At 61.7% G+C, this 17,625-nt stretch carries 10 protein-coding genes; 9 read left to right on the forward strand and 1 reads right to left on the reverse strand.

Annotated elements, in window-relative coordinates; genetic code table 11:
• Nucleotides 1–165: 165 nt before the first annotated feature.
• Nucleotides 166–2,340: a sensor domain-containing protein gene (locus tag FE782_RS16405; RefSeq protein WP_138195302.1), complete on the reverse strand. Its 2,175-nt coding sequence runs from the start codon at nucleotides 2,338–2,340 to the stop codon at nucleotides 166–168.
• Nucleotides 2,341–2,541: 201 nt separating this feature from the next.
• Between FE782_RS16405 and FE782_RS16410 the strand changes: the two genes are divergently transcribed.
• The 9 genes from FE782_RS16410 to FE782_RS16450 all read left to right on the forward strand — a co-directional run bounded on the left by FE782_RS16410 (nucleotide 2,542) and on the right by FE782_RS16450 (nucleotide 17,582).
• Complete coding sequence (locus FE782_RS16410; RefSeq protein ID WP_138195304.1) at nucleotides 2,542–3,417, forward strand: SDR family oxidoreductase; 876 nt, start codon at nucleotides 2,542–2,544, stop codon at nucleotides 3,415–3,417.
• Nucleotides 3,418–3,423: 6 nt separating this feature from the next.
• Entirely contained in the window at nucleotides 3,424–3,717 is a 294-nt protein-coding gene (locus FE782_RS16415; protein ID WP_138195305.1) for a YqkE family protein, read from the forward strand.
• A gap of 329 nt (nucleotides 3,718–4,046) precedes the next feature.
• Nucleotides 4,047–5,588: an AraC family transcriptional regulator gene (locus tag FE782_RS16420; protein ID WP_138195306.1), complete on the forward strand. Its 1,542-nt coding sequence runs from the start codon at nucleotides 4,047–4,049 to the stop codon at nucleotides 5,586–5,588.
• Between the two features lie 117 nt (nucleotides 5,589–5,705).
• A complete protein-coding gene (locus FE782_RS16425; protein ID WP_138195308.1) occupies nucleotides 5,706–6,272 on the forward strand; it encodes a nitroreductase family protein in 567 nt (188 codons plus the stop codon).
• Nucleotides 6,273–6,335: 63 nt separating this feature from the next.
• Nucleotides 6,336–7,289, forward strand: coding sequence for an ABC transporter permease (locus tag FE782_RS16430; RefSeq protein ID WP_138195310.1), 954 nt, complete (start codon nucleotides 6,336–6,338; stop codon nucleotides 7,287–7,289).
• Nucleotides 7,279–8,229 (forward strand): iron chelate uptake ABC transporter family permease subunit, encoded by a 951-nt coding sequence (locus tag FE782_RS16435; RefSeq protein ID WP_138195312.1) that lies wholly within the window; start codon nucleotides 7,279–7,281, stop codon nucleotides 8,227–8,229. The genes FE782_RS16430 and FE782_RS16435 overlap by 11 nt, the downstream gene beginning before the upstream one ends.
• The gene (locus FE782_RS16440; protein ID WP_138195313.1) at nucleotides 8,223–8,981 is read left to right on the forward strand and encodes an iron ABC transporter ATP-binding protein; all 759 of its coding nucleotides are present in this window, start codon (nucleotides 8,223–8,225) and stop codon (nucleotides 8,979–8,981) included. The genes FE782_RS16435 and FE782_RS16440 overlap by 7 nt, the downstream gene beginning before the upstream one ends.
• A gap of 56 nt (nucleotides 8,982–9,037) precedes the next feature.
• Nucleotides 9,038–10,048 (forward strand): siderophore ABC transporter substrate-binding protein, encoded by a 1,011-nt coding sequence (locus tag FE782_RS16445; protein ID WP_138195314.1) that lies wholly within the window; start codon nucleotides 9,038–9,040, stop codon nucleotides 10,046–10,048.
• A 304-nt stretch (nucleotides 10,049–10,352) separates the two neighbouring features.
• Nucleotides 10,353–17,582, forward strand: coding sequence for a carboxypeptidase regulatory-like domain-containing protein (locus FE782_RS16450; RefSeq protein WP_158299421.1), 7,230 nt, complete (start codon nucleotides 10,353–10,355; stop codon nucleotides 17,580–17,582).
• Nucleotides 17,583–17,625 lie beyond the last annotated feature (43 nt).

The raw sequence follows: 17,625 nt of genomic DNA on the forward strand, positions 1-17,625 counted from the left end.
TACCCTCTATGGGGCCTGTTATGAGCGAAAGTTCGTATATTTGGTGGATAAAACCTCTAAGGGGAGCGAAATAGATGATCTTTTGCCGATATTGGCTCCTCCATCGGGCATAAGGCGGGTGAAGATATGACATTTTGCCGAAAACGCATGGGCTTCGGGCGCAGCTTATTTCCGAAGAAACGCAGGAACGGCCTCCGCCGGCAGCGGGCGCGAGAACAGGAACCCCTGCACCTGGTCGCAGCCGTGTTGCTCGAGGAACCGTACCTGCTCCGTCGCTTCGACGCCCTCCGCGATGACCTCGATGCCGAGGCTGTGCGACATCGTGACGATCGCCTTCACGATGTCTTGATCGTTCTGGTCCGCAAGCAAATCCCGAATGAACGATTGGTCGATCTTGAGCCGGTTGATGGACAGATGCTTCAAGTAATGGAGCGAGCTGTAACCCGTGCCGAAGTCGTCGATCGCGATGCCGACGCCGAGCTGCTTCAGCCGGCGGATGACCTCGGAGGAGGTCGTCCGATCCATCGTCAGGCTCTCGGTCAGCTCCAGCTCGAGCAGCCGGGCCGGGAGCCGGGACGCGCGGAGAGCGTTCCGCACCAGAGAGATGAAATCAGGCTGCTGCAGCTGCCTCGCGGAGATGTTGACGGAGACCGTCATCGGCGGCAGTCCGTCGTCGATCCACGACTGCGTCTGCCGGCACGCTTCGTTCAGCACCCAATCCCCGATCGGCAAGATCAATCCCGTCTCCTCGGCGATCGGGATGAACGTCGCCGGGGAGACCGGTCCCCACGACGTGTGATTCCAGCGCAGCAGCGCTTCGACGCCGATGACGCGCCGCTTGCGGGTATTGACCTGCGGCTGGTAATGCAGCGACAGCTCGCCGCGCTCCAGCGCGCGGCGCAGATGATTTTCCAGCTCGAGCCGCTTCTCCGCCTTCGACTGCAGCTGAGGATTAAACAGCTGGAAGCCGTTGCGTCCGTTCTGCTTCGCTTGATACATCGCGTAGTCCGCGCTTTTCAGGAGCGACTGAGGGTCGAGGCCGTGATCGGGGAAGACGCTGACGCCCATGCTCGGCGTGATGAAAATTTCTTGCCCTTCCACGTAGAAGGGAGCCTGCAGCGCGTCCAAGATGCGTTCCGCGACCGCTCGCGCCCGCTCCTCCGATGCGCCGTCCAGCAGCAGCACGAATTCGTCCCCGCCTTGCCTCGCGATCAACCCCTCGCCGTTCGCCGCCTCGACCAGCCGCCTCGAGACTTGCCGTAACAGCGCGTCGCCGAATCGGTGCCCCATCGAATCGTTCACGATCTTGAACCGATCCAGGTCCAAAAACATCACGGACAGATGATCCCCCTCGCGAGCCGCCCGTTCGATCGCCCGGTCGAGCGATTCTTCCAGCAATCGGCGATTGCCGAGACCGGTCAAGGCGTCGTGGAACGCCATGTGCCGGATCGTCTCGTCCTGCCGCTGCCGCTCGATCGCGAGGCCGACGAGCGCCCCGGCGCGTTCGGTCAACCGAAGCTCCTCTTCGCTCGGGGAGCGCCGATCGAAGGAATACATAGCGAAGGTGCCGACCAATTCGGCCTCCAGCACGATCGGGACCGACCAGCAAGCTTCGATGCCGTACGGCTGGACAAGCTCTCGGTAGCCGTCCCAGCGTTCGTCCGTCGAGATGTCGGAGACGATCACGGTTTTCTTATAGTAAGCGGCGCTTCCGCACGAGCCGATCGAAGGGCCGATCGGCAGCTCCGTCAAATTGCGATTGAACGCTTCGGGGAAGCTCGGCGCCGATCGCAGCCGGAGCCGGCCGGCGGCCGGGTCCGACAGCAGCACCGAGCACAGCGCGCCGGTCTGCTCCTCGATCAGCGCGACGATGCTGCGAAGGATGTCGTCCAGCTCCTGCGTCTTCGCGATCATCTCGAGCACTCGGTTTTGCCCGTCGATCAACCGAAGGGACTTGTTCCTCGAGGTCATATCCTTGGCGATGCCGATGACGCCAGCGACGCGCCCGTCCGCCAGCAGGGGCACGGTCGTGATGGTCAGCTCCGCGATTTTCCCGTCGCCGCGCACGATGTTCACATCCATCGTCTGCGGCTGCAGTCGATGGATGACGTGGAAATAACAGCGCTCGACCTCTGCGGCATACTCCGGCACGACTAACTGCATGTAAGACATCGAGCGAAGCTGTTCTTGGGTGTAGCCGATCAGAAGCTCGCCCGCCGGGTTGACGCCGGTGAAGTTGCTGCGGTCGTCCAACACGAAGACAGGATCCAAGTTGTATTGAAAAAGGGACTCGAAATTCGGCTCCGCGGCATTCGACATTCGGGGTTTCGCTTCGCTCACGCGCTTGCACTTCCTTAACTCCGCTAATCGGTGGTGTTATCGGCATTATAAGGGCGCCGCGCCGCGGTGTAAACGCAAATTGAAGCGTGTCATAAGCGCGTCCGGCAATTCCCGCCGCCGCGCGGCAAATAGCGGGAGGGGAACGGGAACATACTAAGCGCGGATCGCACCATTCTTGGAACCGAAAGGAAGTCGATGGTTATGGCAACGACGACGCAGCAGCCGCCGAAGCAGACGTTCCCTCCCCAGCATCAGGACCGGCAGCCGGGCCTCGAGCGGGACATGAACCCGAAGCCGGTGTTCGAGGATCGGCAGTATAAAGCCGCGGGCAAGCTGCTCGGCAAGACCGCGCTCATTACCGGCGGCGACAGCGGCATCGGCCGCGCGGTGGCCGTGACGTACGCGAAGGAAGGCGCGGACGTGGCGATCGTGTATTTGAACGAGCACGCGGACGCGGAAGAGACGAAGCGCCAGGTCGAGCAAGAGGGCCGGCGGTGCCTCTTGATCGCCGGAGATATCGGGGATGAAGCTTTTTGCCGGGATGCGGTGGAGCGGACCGTCCGCGAATACGGGAAGCTCGACATTCTCGTGAACAACGCCGCGGAGCAGCATCCGCAGAAGAGCATCGAGGACATTACGGCGGAGCAGCTGGAGCGGACGTTCCGGACGAACATCTTCGCAATGTTCTACTTGACGAAGGCGGCGATGAAGCATCTGAAGTCGGGCGCGGCGATCGTCAATACGACGTCGATCACGGCGTACCAGGGCAACGAGATTTTGCTCGACTATTCCTCGACGAAGGGCGCGATCGTGACGTTCACCCGTTCGCTGTCGCAGCAGCTCGTCGGCAAGGGCATCCGCGTCAACGGCGTGGCCCCGGGGCCGATCTGGACGCCGCTCATCCCGTCGACGTTCAACGAAGATCAGGTATCGAAGTTCGGAGGCACGACGCCGATGAAGCGCGCGGGACAGCCCGAGGAGCTGGCCCCGAGCTTCGTCTTCCTCGCGAGCGACGATTCCTCCTATATGACGGGGCAGATTTTGCACGTGAACGGTGGTATGATCGTTAACGGGTGATGACGTATGGGCAAACGGAAGACAGGCGGGTCTTCGAACGGATGGTCCGGGGGGAAGACCGCGCCTCAAGCCGCTTCGCAAGAGAAGGAGAAGGGGCTGACGCTGAAGGACGCGCTCGGCGCGGACGTGCTGGCGAAGCTGAAGGCGCAGGCCGACGCGCTCAAGGCGCAGGAAGCGCAAGAGCGCGAACGCCAGCGCGCCGAGGCGGAGGAACGCCGCAAGCAGGAGCAGAAGCGGCTCGACAACGATTTCGAGCATCTGCTCAATAATAGCGGCATGGATTGGAAGAAGTTCAAGTAGGGGAAAAATAGCGGAGGTTCCGGTCGCGTGCCGGAGCCTCCGCTATTTTTTATGCGCTGCGGTTCGCACCGTCGCTTTTTTTCTTCCTTCTCCTCGGTTTCCTTTCGCTCAGCCGACCGGCTGAACGTAAGGAAATCGGGGAGGAAGGGGCGCAAAGGACCGGCGGACGGCGGGACGGGGGCAAGTGCGGACCAAGTATGCAGCAAGCGGGTACCTGGTGCGCACAATCTGCGTTCATCGTACGCAATTCGGCGGCGGAAGATCGTCTTCGTTTGACGATGAGAATCATTTTCAAATAAAATGAGATGTTGGAAAGGACGTGAACGGACTTGCTCTCATACTTAGATACTACGCTCGTCCGCGTGCCGGAGAGCGGACGCGTCGACGTCGCCGGCGACGAGGCGCCGCGGTTCGGCTTCGTCCAGCGCGAGCACGTGTCCGCGACGATGGAGGACGAGGCGGCGGACTTCGCCGCGGCATCCGGCGACTGGTTCTTCGTCCCGTCGCGCAGACGATTAACGCTATATAATCCCGGACCCGCGCCGGCGGACGTCCTGCTCGTCCGCTTTCGCGCGTCGGAAGCGGTACCGGCGTGGCCCGCGAACGAAGGCGGCAGCCGCACGTTCCGACTGCCCCGCTCGCGCGCGCCGGCGGAGGCGTTCGCGGCCAGCGCGGGAGCGGGCCGCTTCGAAGCGCTGCCGCTCGAGACGCGGCTCGAGCGGCAGGCGCACCTGCACGCGGTCGCGGCCGCCTGCGTCGCGGCCGCGCGGGCGGCCGCCCTCAGCGCCGAAGATCCGCTGCATCGCCACGTCGAGGAGGCGCGGCGCGCGATCCGCGATCGGTTCGACGAGCACCTCGACATGGAGGAGCTCGCACGCTTGTCCGGCGCCTCCCCGAGCCGCTTCTACCAAGCGTTCCGGGAGCACACGGGCTTCAGCCCGCATAAGCTGCTGACGGCCGTGCGGCTGAACGCTTCGCTCGCCCGGCTGTCGAACGCGCCCGCATCGATCATGGCCGTGGCCCATTCCGTCGGGTACGCGGACGAGCTGTATTTCAGCCGGCTGTTCAAAAAGCACATGGGCGTGTCGCCGTCCGAATACGCGAGCCGGGCCAATCGGCGCATCGCGAACCTGTGCCCGGTCTTCGAGGGCGATCTCGCGGCGCTCGGCATCGCGTCCGCGTTCGCGCCTCCGAGAGGCTGGGAGGCGCGCGCCGAGGAGCTGCTGCCGAACCTAAGAGCGGCGAAGCCCGACATCATCTTCACGCATCCGGTGCCGGACGACATTCAAGCGGAGCTGGAGATGATCGCGCCGGTAGAGCGAATCGTATGGAAGGGGCCGGAGGCGCCCTCTTGGAAGGAGCGGCTCGTTCGCATCGCGAGCTCGCTCGAGCTGCCGGGCGTCGCGGAGCGGTGGCTGTCGCTGTTCGAGACGAAGGCGTCCAACGCGCGTACGCACGTGAACGAGAAGCTGGGCGGCGCGCCGTTCCTGCTCGTCGGCGCGTATGCCGGCGGCTTCCGGGTGTTCGGGCCGCAGCGGAAGAAGATGAGCGACCTCTTCTACTCGGAGCTGGGCTTCGCTCCGCCGCCGGAAGCGCTCGGCCTCGGCTTTCTGGACACGGAGCGGATCGAGGACGTCGCGGCGCTGCCCTGCGACAACGTGCTCTTCCTGCTGCCCGACTCGCTGCCGGTATCGTTCGGCTTCCGTCTGGCCGCCGAATGGCGCGAACGGAAATCCGGGCGGACGGCATGCCTGCTGATCCGCCATTCGGATCCTTCGCTGTACAACGCGGCTTTCTACGAGAGCCTGCTCGACCAGACCGTCAATCAGTTGCTGCGCGGGGACGTTTTAAAAAGTCCATACGAAAAGTAGAAATGTCCATTCCGCTCGAAGAAGGATGCGGTACAATAGGGAAAGTGTTTCACTGATAATGATTATCACTTTCGGCATCGCCGGCGGAGAATAATGCCGGCGGCATAGGGGGACCTTATGGGATTATCGGAAGTTATTAGGGGACGTCGATCCGTACATAAGTTCCAACAGGATCGTCCGGTACCGCTCGACGTCGTCGCCGAGCTGCTCGACACCGCCGTATGGGCGCCGAATCACAAGCTGACGCAGCCGTGGCGGTTCGTCGTCGTGCACGGGGAAGGTCGCAAGCGGATCGCGGAAGTGTCCAGAGCCGTCAACGAGAAGCGGGAGAAGGATCCCGTCAAATCGAAGGAGCTCGGCGAGTTTTTCTATAACAAGCTGATGGCCGTGCCGATGTTCGTCGTCGTGCTCATGCGGGAAGATACGCAGCTCGCCGTGCGCGAGGAAGATTACGCGGCGACGAGCTGCGTCATTCACAACTTCGGCTTGCTCGCGTGGGAGCGGGGCCTCGGCATGGTTTGGGAGACGTACGGCCTCTTGCATCAGCCCGGGTTTCGGGAGGCGGTCGGCGCGCGGCCCGGCGAGAAGATCGTCGGCAGTCTGCATGTCGGCTACCCCGCGGCGGTGCCGCCCGCGCAAGCGAGAATTCCGGCCTCGCGGCTGCTGACCGTCATCGGCGAGTAACGCCATGCCGCGAGGCGGCGACTAGACGCTTCCATGGAGAAGCATATACGCCAGGAGCGAATCATGAAAATACGTTATTTATTGCCTGCGCTGATCGCGCTGTCCGTCGTCTCGCTGTTCGTGGGCGTCTCGGACTTAACGCCGATGGACCTGTTTACGATGAGCGAGAAGCAGGCGCAAATTTTTTTCGCAAGCCGCGTGCCCCGGCTCGTCAGCATCGTCATCGCGGGGATGAGCATGAGCATCGTCGGCCTCATCATGCAGCAGCTGACGCGCAACAAGTTCGTGTCGCCGACGACGGCCGGCACCGACGAAGCGGCCCGGCTCGGCGTGCTCGTGGCGATTCTGCTGTTCTCCGGCACGTCGACGATGGCCAAGATCTTGGTCGCCTTCGCGTTCGCGCTGGCCGGCACTTATATTTTCATGAAGCTGCTCGACCGGGTGAAGTACAAAGACGCGATCTTCATTCCGCTCGTCGGACTGATGTTCGGCAGCATTATCGGTTCGGTCACGACGTTCTTCGCGTACAAGAACGATCTTATCCAGAACATCGCCGCTTGGATGCAAGGCGACTTCTCGCTGATCATCCGCGGCAGCTATGAGCTGCTATATCTTAGCGTGCCGGTGCTGATCGTCGCTTACGCGTACGCGAATCGATTCACGGTAGCCGGCATGGGCGAATCGTTCGCGGTCAACCTCGGGCTGAACTATAAGCAGGTCGTCAACATCGGCCTCGCGATCGTCGCGCTCGTCTCGGCCGTCGTGCTGCTGACCGTAGGCATGATTCCGTTCCTCGGGCTTATCATCCCGAATCTCGTCACGATGTATCGAGGGGATCATCTGCGGAACAGCCTGACGTCGACGGCGCTCTTCGGCGCCGTGTTCCTGCTCGCCTGCGACATCTTCGGACGGCTGATCATCTTCCCGTACGAAATTCCGATCGGACTGACGGTCGGCGTCATCGGAAGCGCGATCTTCCTGTATATGCTGCTGAGGAGGAAGAACTATGGGGCCTAGAGGCAAGCTCATCTCCCTCGCGGCCGTCGCCCTGGCGCTCATCGCCGTCTTCCTGTTCGCGAACCTCGGCGGCAACGTCGGGTACGTGCTGCCGCGCCGGGCGTACAAGGTGCTGGCGATCGTACTGACGGGGGCGGCGATCGCATACGCGACGACTGTGTTCCAGACGATGACGAACAACCGGATTTTGACGCCGAACATAATCGGCCTCGATTCGATGTACTTGCTCGTCCAGACGTTCATCGTCTTCGCGTACGGCGCGATGAACGTCGCGGTCATCAATCAGAAGCTGAACTTCTTCCTCTCCGTCGCGGCGATGATGGGCTTCGCTCTGGTGTTGTATCGCCTGCTGTTCAAGCGGCCGGGCGCCCACATCTACTTCTTGCTGCTCGCGGGCATCGTCATGGGGACGCTGTTCGGCAGCATGACGACGTTCATGCAGGTGCTGATCGATCCGAACGACTTCCTCGTCGTGCAAGGCCGCATGTTCGCGAGCTTCAACAACGTGAACACGGATCTGGTCTGGATTGCGCTCGGCGCGTTCGTCGTCGTCGGAGGCTATGCGCTGCGTTTCATTCCGATGCTCGATACGTTGTCGCTCGGTCGGTCGCATGCGGTCAATCTCGGCATCGACTACGAAGGCGTCATCAAGCGGCTGCTCGTCGTCATCGCCGTGCTGATCGCCGTCGCGACCGCGTTGGTCGGGCCGATCACGTTCCTCGGACTGCTCGTGGCGAATTTGGCCGTACAGTTCATGCGGACGTACCGGCACAAGTTTCTCATCCCGGCTTCGATCCTGATCAGCGTCGTCGCGCTGGTCGGCGGCCAGCTGCTCGTGGAGCGCGTGTTCGTCTTCTCCACGACGCTGAGCGTCATCATCAACTTCATCGGCGGCGTGTACTTCTTGTATTTGCTGTTAAAGGAGAATCGAACGTGGTAGTCGTGAAGAACGTAACGAAGTCCTATGGCGGCAAGCCCGTCGTCGAAAATGTATCCCTGCGCATCGAACCGCGCAAGATCACTTCCTTCATCGGCCCGAACGGGGCCGGCAAGAGCACCCTGCTCTCCGTGATCAGCCGCTTAACGCCGCAGGACGAAGGCGAAGTGTGGATCGAGGACAAGGAAATCCGGAAGTGGAAGAGCGGCGACTTAGCGAAAAAGATTTCGATCCTGAAGCAGTCGAATATCGTGAACGTCCGGCTCACGGTGCGCGAGCTCGTCAGCTTCGGCCGCTTCCCGTATTCGCAGGGTCGGCTGACGCCGGACGACTGGAAGCACGTCGACGAGGCGATCCGGTACATGGATCTCGAAGCGATGCAGCACAAATATTTGGATGAGCTGAGCGGCGGGCAAAACCAGCGCGCGTTCATCGCGATGGTCATCGCGCAGGACACCGAATACATCCTGCTCGACGAGCCGCTCAACAATCTCGACATGAAGCACTCGGTGCAAATCATGAAGGTGCTTCGGCGCCTGGTCGACGACCTCGGCAAGACGATCGTCATCGTGCTGCACGACATCAACTTCGCTTCCTGCTACTCGGATCGGATCGTCGCGCTGAGAGACGGCCGCGTGGCGAAGGAAGGCGCCGTGGACGAAATTATCCGCACCGACGCGTTGAAAGAGATATACGACATGGACATTCCGATCGAGCCGATCGGCGGGAATCGGATCGCGGTGTACTTTTCATAGGGGCATAAAGGAAAGACAACATAGAAACCAAATTATTATAAGGAGTGGTTAGGATCATGAAGAAATTTTCGGTATGGGCGGTATTGATGGTCATGATGCTGGTCGTCGCGGCATGCGGCGGCGGCAACGCGTCCGAGGACGGCACCCAAGGAGCGGCGGAGACGCCTCCCGTGGAGCAGCCCGCTGCGGAGGAGCCTGCAGCCGAGGAGCCGGCGGCGCCGACGGAAGTTACGATTACGCATCAACTCGGCGAGACGGTCGTGCCGGTCAATCCGGCGAAGGTCGTCGTGTTCGACTTCGGCGCGCTCGACTCGCTCGACAAGCTGGGCGTAACGGTGACCGGCGTACCGCAATCGGGGACGATTCCGCCGTACCTAGAGAAGTACGCGGGCTCCGACTATACGAACGTCGGCAGCCTCGTCGAGCCGGACTTCGAGAAGATCGCGGAGCTCGATCCGGATCTGATCCTCATCTCTGGCCGTCAATCGGCGCATTACGAAGAATTCACCAAGCTGGCTCCGACGGTGTTCATCGGCGTCGACAACGCCAACTACATGGAGTCGTTCAAGAACAACGTAACGATTCTCGGGCAAATTTTCCAGAAGGAAGCGGAAGTCGCGGCGGAAGTGGAAGCGGTGGAGAAGGCGGTCGCCGACCTGAACGCGGCGTCGACGGCCGGCGGCAAGAACGCGCTCGTCGTGCTGACGAACGAAGGAAAGATCAGCGCGTACGGACCGGGCTCGCGCTTCGGCATCATTCACGGCGCGTTCGGCATCCCGGCCGTCGACGAGGACATCGTCGTCGAGACGCACGGTCAGAGCGTCACCTACGAATACATCGTCGAGAAAGATCCGGACTACTTGTTCGTGATCGATCGGAACGCCGTCGTGACGTCGGGCGAAGCCGCTCCGGCGGGCTCCTTGTCGGACAACGAGCTGATCAAGAACACGAAGGCCTACAAGAATAATAAGATCGTCTACCTCGATCCGAACTACTGGTACCTGTCCGGCGGCGGCCTGATCTCCGTCTCCGAGATGGTGAAGCAAGTGACGGAAGCGACGAAATAATTCAGTTTCCGTTGCCGCATATACGGAAGACTGCCGCGAGTCCTTGGGACTTGCGGCGGTCTTTTTTTGCTTATATAGGGCCAATAGTCCCGATATAAAACGGCTCGAAAAGACATAGCGCCTTGAAATAAAAGGCTTGAAGTAAAAATTCACAAATGTAATTTACTCGTGAAATTTAGTTTCAAAATCCTACCTGCGACCCATGGAGAAAGATCGGAAAGGTGGTAATATACGAAACGTTATGTATCTGGAAGGTCTTGGATCGATTCACGTAGATTCGAATGAATGGTGGGAGAGGATGAACGTGGCTTTACGATCGATTTGGAGTAGGATGGCAAGGGTTCTGGCTGTTTGTTTGGCGCTGTCCTCGATTACGCCCTCTTGGGCGGCGAACGAGGCGTTAGCGGCCGGCAGGGGGAACGAGCTTACCCCGGTAACGGTGCAGGTTACGGATTCGGACGGCGCGCCGCTGCCTTCCGCTTCCGTGTTGGTACGCGCGAAGGGGGGGCGAGACGAATCCGTCTGGGGCGTAACGGATGCCCAGGGGAGCTGGAACGCGTCGCTGAAGAACGGCGCTTACGATGTTGCGGTCCAGCATGAAGGCGGCTTCGCGGCGTATAAGAACATCGGGGTCGGCAAGGGCACCCCGGTCGTTGCGCTGCAGGCGGAGAAGGCCGCGGTCTTTACAGGAAAGCTGACGGAAGCGAACGGCGAGGCGGCGGCGGGAGCGTTGGTTTCGTTCCGGACGAACCCGGCTTTCCTTACCGCGACGCAAGCGGACGGATCGTTCCGGGTTTATGTGCTTCCGGAACGTACTTACCACTTGTCGGTGGATGCGAGATGGGAAGGGGTGCCGTTCGCGGGAGAGGCGCCGTCGGGGCTCGACGAAGAGAACGCGGACGGGGACGGCTGGTACCGGCTGTTGACCCCGCTGCACGCGCCGCAAGCCGGAGAAAGCTATGATTTGGGCACGATCGATCTTGCCGACTTGAAGCCGCATTCCGGAAACGGCGGCGGTTCGGACGGCGGCGGCGGGGAGACGCCCGACGTCACGCCGCCGGCGGTCCCGGAAGGGCTTGAAGCGACCGCTTCTTCGGACCGGATCGAGCTGCAGTGGCAGGCCGTAGGGGATGCGGACCTAAGCGGTTATCGAGTATATACCTCTATGAACGGCGGTCAGGACTGGGATACGGGGGTTGCCGCGGGGACGGCGACCGCCTATACCGTTACGGAGGTAACGCAAGGATTGGCGTATACCTTCGCCGTAACGGCCGTGGACCGGAGCGGGAACGAATCGGCGAAGTCGGGAGTCGTTACGGCGGTGCCGCTCGAGGTGCCGGACACCGTTCCGCCGGCGGTCCCTGCAGGGCTGACCGCGACCGTGGAAGCGGCCCATGCGCTGCTTGCGTGGAGCGCCGTCGAGGACGATGCTCTTGTGGGATACAATTTGTATCGGTCTTTAGACGGCGGTCTATCGTGGCATGCGCTTCTAAGCGCATTCGCGGGAACCTCGTACACGGTTTCGGACCTGACGCCGGGCGTCCTCTATCAATTCGCCGTATCGGCCGTCGATGCGGCGGGGAACGAATCGGCGAAGTCCGAAGCGGTCGCGGTGCTGGTGCCCCCGTCGACGGATCCTACGGATCCCGGCGACGTCGCGCCGGAAATTCCGGTCGACGGGTCCGGGACGTTCGCTTCGAACAACTCGTTCCTCTTCGAGGGTCCCCAGCCGATTCAGATCGGCGTCGTTCCGGGCGCGATCGAGCCGGAGCGGATGTCCGTGCTTCGCGGCCGGGCGCTGGACGATCAAGGCGCGCCGCTTGCCGGAGTCGCAATCTCCGTATTGGGTTACGAAGAGCTGGGTCGAACCCTGACCCGCGCGGACGGCGGCTTCGATCTGGCGGTGAACGGCGGCGGAACCGTAACGGTCCAATACGAGAAAGACGGGTACATGTCGATTCAGCGCAAGACGATGGCGCCGTGGGCGGATTTCGCGACGCTGCCGGACGTCGCGATGAAGCGGTACGACGCGAAAGCGACCGCCGTCTCCCTGGAAGAAGGAACGACCGAGATGCAGGTCGCCCAAGGGAGCCCGGTGACCGATGCGGACGGCACCCGGCAAGCGACGCTGCTCATTCCGGAAGGAACGACGGCCTATATGAAGCTGGCGGACGGGACGACCGCTCCCCTGCCGAGCATGAACGTGCGCGCGACGGAATACACCGTCGGCGAGAACGGCCTTCAGGCGATGCCCGGCGAGCTGCCGACGTTCGTGGGCTACACCTACGCCGTAGAGCTGTCGGCCGACGAAGCGGTGGCGGCGGGCGCGACGGAGGTTCGCTTCAATCAGCCTCTGTATGCGTATGTCGATAATTTCCTGGGCTTCCCAGTCGGAGAGATCGTCCCTTCCGGGTACTATGACCGGGAAGCGGGCGCGTGGGTCGCTTCGCCGAACGGCAAAGTCGTTGCGATCGTCGGCGTAGAGGGCGGCATGGCTTCCGTGGATACGGACGGGGACGGCGCGGCGGATGCGGAGGACCGGCTGGCGGCACTCGGGCTGACGACGGCGGAGAGGGAGAAGCTCGCAGGACTGTATTCGGCAGGGCAAAGCTTCTGGCGCGTGCCGATCGAGCACTTTACCCCGTGGGATTTCAACTGGCCTTACGGTCCTCCTTCCGATGCGGTGAATCCGCCGAATCGGGGGCCGAATTCCAATAACCCGAACGTGAACGATCCGTGCAAGAAATCCGGCTCCGTCATCGGATGTCAGGAGCAAACGCTCGGAGAGGCGGTTCCGATCGCGGGAACCAACATGACGCTGAACTATTACAGCCGGCGATCCGAAGGGTATAAGAGCAAGTCGACGCTATCCGTTCCGGTGGTCGCCGGTCCGCTGCCGGCGTCCGTGATCGCCGCAAGCGTCTCGGTCGAGGTCGCCGGGAAGAAGACGTCGACGTTCGTCCCGCTTTCGCAATCTTTGTATACCTTCGTCTGGGACGGGATGGACGCTTACGATCGACAGCTGACGGGATCATACCCTTATACGGTCACTGTCCAGTATCATTACCGACCGGTGTATTACGCGGCGAGAAGCTCGTTCGAGAGCAGCTTCGGGCAGGTGTCCGGCGGTTCCGGCGGGTCGAGGAGCGTCATCGGCATCGGACGTACGTCGACGACGATCGCGACGCAGAGGACATGGCACGGACTGATCGAGAGTCCGGTGGATCCGTATGAGCATGCCGGGATCGAAGGCTGGAGCCTGAGCCCGCACCACCAGTACGACGGGGAAACCGGCATGATTTCCTTCGGCACCGGCTTTACGGAGTACCGGGAAGGCGCGCTGAGCGCTCGGGAAGCGTTTATCCGCGGGACGCCGGAAGCGCCGGCCTTGGGCATCCCGACCGACAGCAAGACGACGATTCCGACCGATCTGGCCGTAGGGCCGAGCGGGGACTTGTATGTCGGCACCTACCGGAACACGGGACTGCCGTATCCGAACCATGTGGAACAGGTCGTATGGAGAGTGAAACCGAACGGCGAAGCCGAGGAAGCGGCCGCCATGAGAGGGCAATTGACGCTGTCTTCCCTCGTCGTCGACGCGAACGAGACGCTCTACGCGACGAGCTGGGGAACGTACCGGATTTGGAAGAAGGCGGAAACCGACCCGGCATGGGTACCGATCGCCGGCACCGGCGTTCCCGGATCGGAGTACGAGGATTTCCCCGAGGGCGTCCCGGCGCTTGAAGTGAATCTGAGGGATCCGAAGAATCTGGAGATCGCCGCGGACGGAAGCATCTTCTTCACGGACAGCGCGCGGCTGTACCGAATCGGTTCGGACGGCATCCTGACCGCCTTCGGCGTAAGAGGCTACACTTCGCCGACCTACGCCGGCGTGGACAGCGGCCCGGTCACGAAGGAGAACGTCGGCATCGTCGACGACATCGAGCTCGCGCCGGACGGGAGCTTGTATATGCTGGACCGGGGCGGATGCTCAGGCATCTACTGTTCGTATACCCGCATTCGAAAGATGACGGTCGAGGGAAATATCGAGCATGTGGCGGGGAACGTCCGGCCGACCCTGGAACAATTCTACGACGGGATTCCGGCGAAGGACGCTACCTTCCGTGTGGATGGACCCCGCATGGAGATCGACCGCGCCGGGAACATCTACTTCCTGACGCTGAGCAATTCGGACGACCGCAGGCTGTTCCGCGTTACGCCGGAGCACATCATCCAGGAGGTCACTCCGGATATCCTCTCCTCGATGAAGCGGCGGGCGAAGGAGGAAGGAAGATGGAGCAGCGGCAACGTTCCGATCCGCTTGATGGGCATCGGTCCGAAGGGAGATTTGCTCCTGCAGGTGCAGCACACGATCGGACCCGACGCGTTCTATCTCTATAAATTGGAACCGAATGGAAAAACCGAAATCGCGGACGAGAGCGGGCTGCAGTTGTTCCGCTTCGATCCCGCGACCGGGCGGCACGTGGATACGGTGAATACGCTGACCGGAAATACCATCTACGCATTGAGCTACGATGAGGAAGGAAGGTTGACGGCGCTGACGGACCGCAACCAAAATCAGGTGCGGATCGAACGCGACGAGGCCGGCGTGCCTACGGCCATCGTGGCGCCCGGAGGACAGCGTACGACGTTGACGGTCGAGCAGGGTCGGCTGACGAAAATTACGAATCCGGCGGGGGAAGCGTACGAAATGGCGTACAACGGCGCCGGGCTGCTGGAGAAGTTCATCGACCCGAATAAAGAGGTGCGTACCTACGGGTACGACGATTCCGGCTATCTCGCATCGGCGGAGAACCCGCTGGCGGGCGTCTCGACGCTCGTGCGGGAGAGCCTGCCGAACGGATATAAAGTGACGTACACGCAGCCGGGAGATCTGAAGACCTCGTACGCGGTCACGCGCGAAACCGGGGCGTTGAAGCGGGTCAGCACGGATCCGTCCGGAGCGGTGACCACCTCCGTAGTCACGGATGCGGGCGTCGAGACGATTCAGTATCCCGACGGGACGCAGGCGACCAAGACGCTTGCGCCCGACCCGAGATGGGGAGACGCCGCGCCGGTCGCCGCGAACGTCACCTACGTGACTCCGCAAGGACGCCGTTGGACGTTAGCGGAAAATCGAGTCGTTACGTTAGCGGAACGCGGGAACCCGCTCAGCGTGAAGACGTACCAAACGACGTATACGATGACGCAGACGTCCGGCGGGAAGACGACGACGGCGACGTCGACCGCGGTTTACGACGCGGCCGAGAAGAAGTTTACCGAAACGAGCGCCGAAGGTAGCGTGTTGTATACGTATCTGGATGAGAAAGACCGCGTAGCGAAAGTGGAAGAGTCCGATCCGCTCGTGGCGCCGATCATCTACTCCTATGACGAGTTCGGACGGTTATTCCGCGCGGAGCAAGGCGATCAATTCGTGCAAAACACGTATGACGCCAAGCATCGGATCGAAGAAGTTATCGATGCGGGCGGGCAGAAGAAACGCTACACGTACGACGACGCGGACCGCATCGTATCGATCGCGCTGCCGGGCGGCCAGACCGTAGGCAAAGGATACGACGATTCCGGCAATATGACGTCCATTACGATGCCGGATCAGACGACGTATATGCAAACCTTCAACGGCCTGAACCAGTTCAGCGGCTTCGCGCCTGCCGGTCGGACCGGAGGACTTACGGTCGAATATACGAGCTCCGGCAAGTTCGACAAGACGACGCTGGCCGGTGGAAGGGAAGTGGACTACGTCTACGACGCTACCGGACGGATCAACGGCTTGAACGATGCCGACATCGCGCGTACGTTCACGTATAAGGGAGCGACCGATCTCGTGAGCCGGATCGCGACGAGCGTTACCGGACGCACGGCCGGCAACCAGGCGATCGATTACCAGTACGACGGTTCCGATGTGACGGGAATGACGTTATCCGGGGCGGCGAACGGAAGCTTCGCTTACACGTACGACGGTTACTCCAATCTGACGGGCATTCGGATGACGGCCGGCGGCGTAAGCAATCAGACGATGGCGATCGCGTACGATAAAGACTTGAATCGGACGCAGTTCGGTCCGTTCGCCTTCCAACGGACGGGGCCGGGCAAGCGGATCGGCGCCGTCACGGACGGCAAGATGAATATCGGCGTCTCCTACGACGATAAGGGCCGGATCGAAGAAGTCGTCCATACGTTGAACGGCGTCGTCGTCCAGAGGTCGGAGCACATTTTCGACAAGCGCGGGTTCGTGACCGACAAGACGGTTACGACATCGAAGGGCGTGGAGACGTACAGCTACAAGTACGATGGGGACGGTCAACTGACGGAAGTCGCGAAAGTCGGGACGGACGGGGCGACGTCGGTCGAAAGTTACGATTATGTCGATAACCGGAACCGTATCCTTCGCTCGGTGACCGGCTCCGATGCCGAGATCGCGACATATGGGGATTATGATGTGCTGGAGCAGGCCGGCGGAACGGCGTATTCGTTCGATGTCGACGGATACCTGACGAATCGGGGGTCGGATACGTTCCAGTACGGGGCTAGAGGGGAACTGCTGACGGCCACCGTGACGGGAGCGGTATACGAGTACCACTACGACGCTCTCGGAAGAAGAGTCGCGCGGGTGTCCGGCGGGGAGAAGACGCAATACCTGTACGGCAATCCGGAAGCGCCGCACAGCTTGACGGCGACCATCGACCCGAATGGGGCGGTAACGACGTATTTCTATGACGAGCAGGGCTTGCTGATCGCGTTCGAAAGAGGCGGCGTCCGCTATTACGTCATCACGGATGCGGTCGGTACGCCGGAGCGGGTGCTCGCCGGCGACGGCACCGTCCTGAAGGAGCTGGAGTATGACAGTTTCGGCGTCCTGACGTCCGACTCGAATCCTTCGTTCCCGCTGGCGATCGGCTTTGCGGGAGGCATCGCGGACGAGGGGACGAAGCTGGTCCGATTCGGCTTCCGGGACTACGATCCGGCATCGGGCCGTTGGACGGCCCGCGACCCGATTCTCTTCGACGCAAACCAAGCAAACCTGTATGCCTACGTAAACAATAATCCTGTGCTGCTCCGCGATCCGTGCGGGTTGTTCTGCATAGGCGGCAGCGCCTATTCCGGCCTTGGCGGCGGCGGCAAGGTGTGCATCACGGACGAGGGAGTTTCCGCCTGCGCCGAAGTCGGCCTCGGCGTCGGCGGCGGATTGGAAATCAATCCGTTCGAGGATTTGTCCAACACCGAGCTCGTCGCGGAGGCGACCGGCAAGGCGTCATGGGGGCCTGCCTCCATCTCGGCCGGCTACAAGGTGACCAGCGCGTTCAACGGCGATTGCATGGCGGTGAGCCCCCTCGCGAAGGTGGAGCTCGGACCGCTCGGGTACGACTTCATGAGCCCGTCCGAATCGTCCTTGGCGTTGGAAGCCGGACATTTCGAGACGGATGCGAAGGATTGGAAGAACCTCTTTAAATCCTCCGGGGCGAAGGCGGAAGCGGCCTTGAAAGCGAAGGGCTGCGCGCAGTACAAGTGGTAACGGCATGAGGAGCGAAGCGGTCGATCCGGATTTCCGGAAGGCC

The sequence above is a fragment of the Paenibacillus antri genome (assembly GCF_005765165.1).
Taxonomy (GTDB): domain Bacteria; phylum Bacillota; class Bacilli; order Paenibacillales; family YIM-B00363; genus Paenibacillus_AE; species Paenibacillus_AE antri.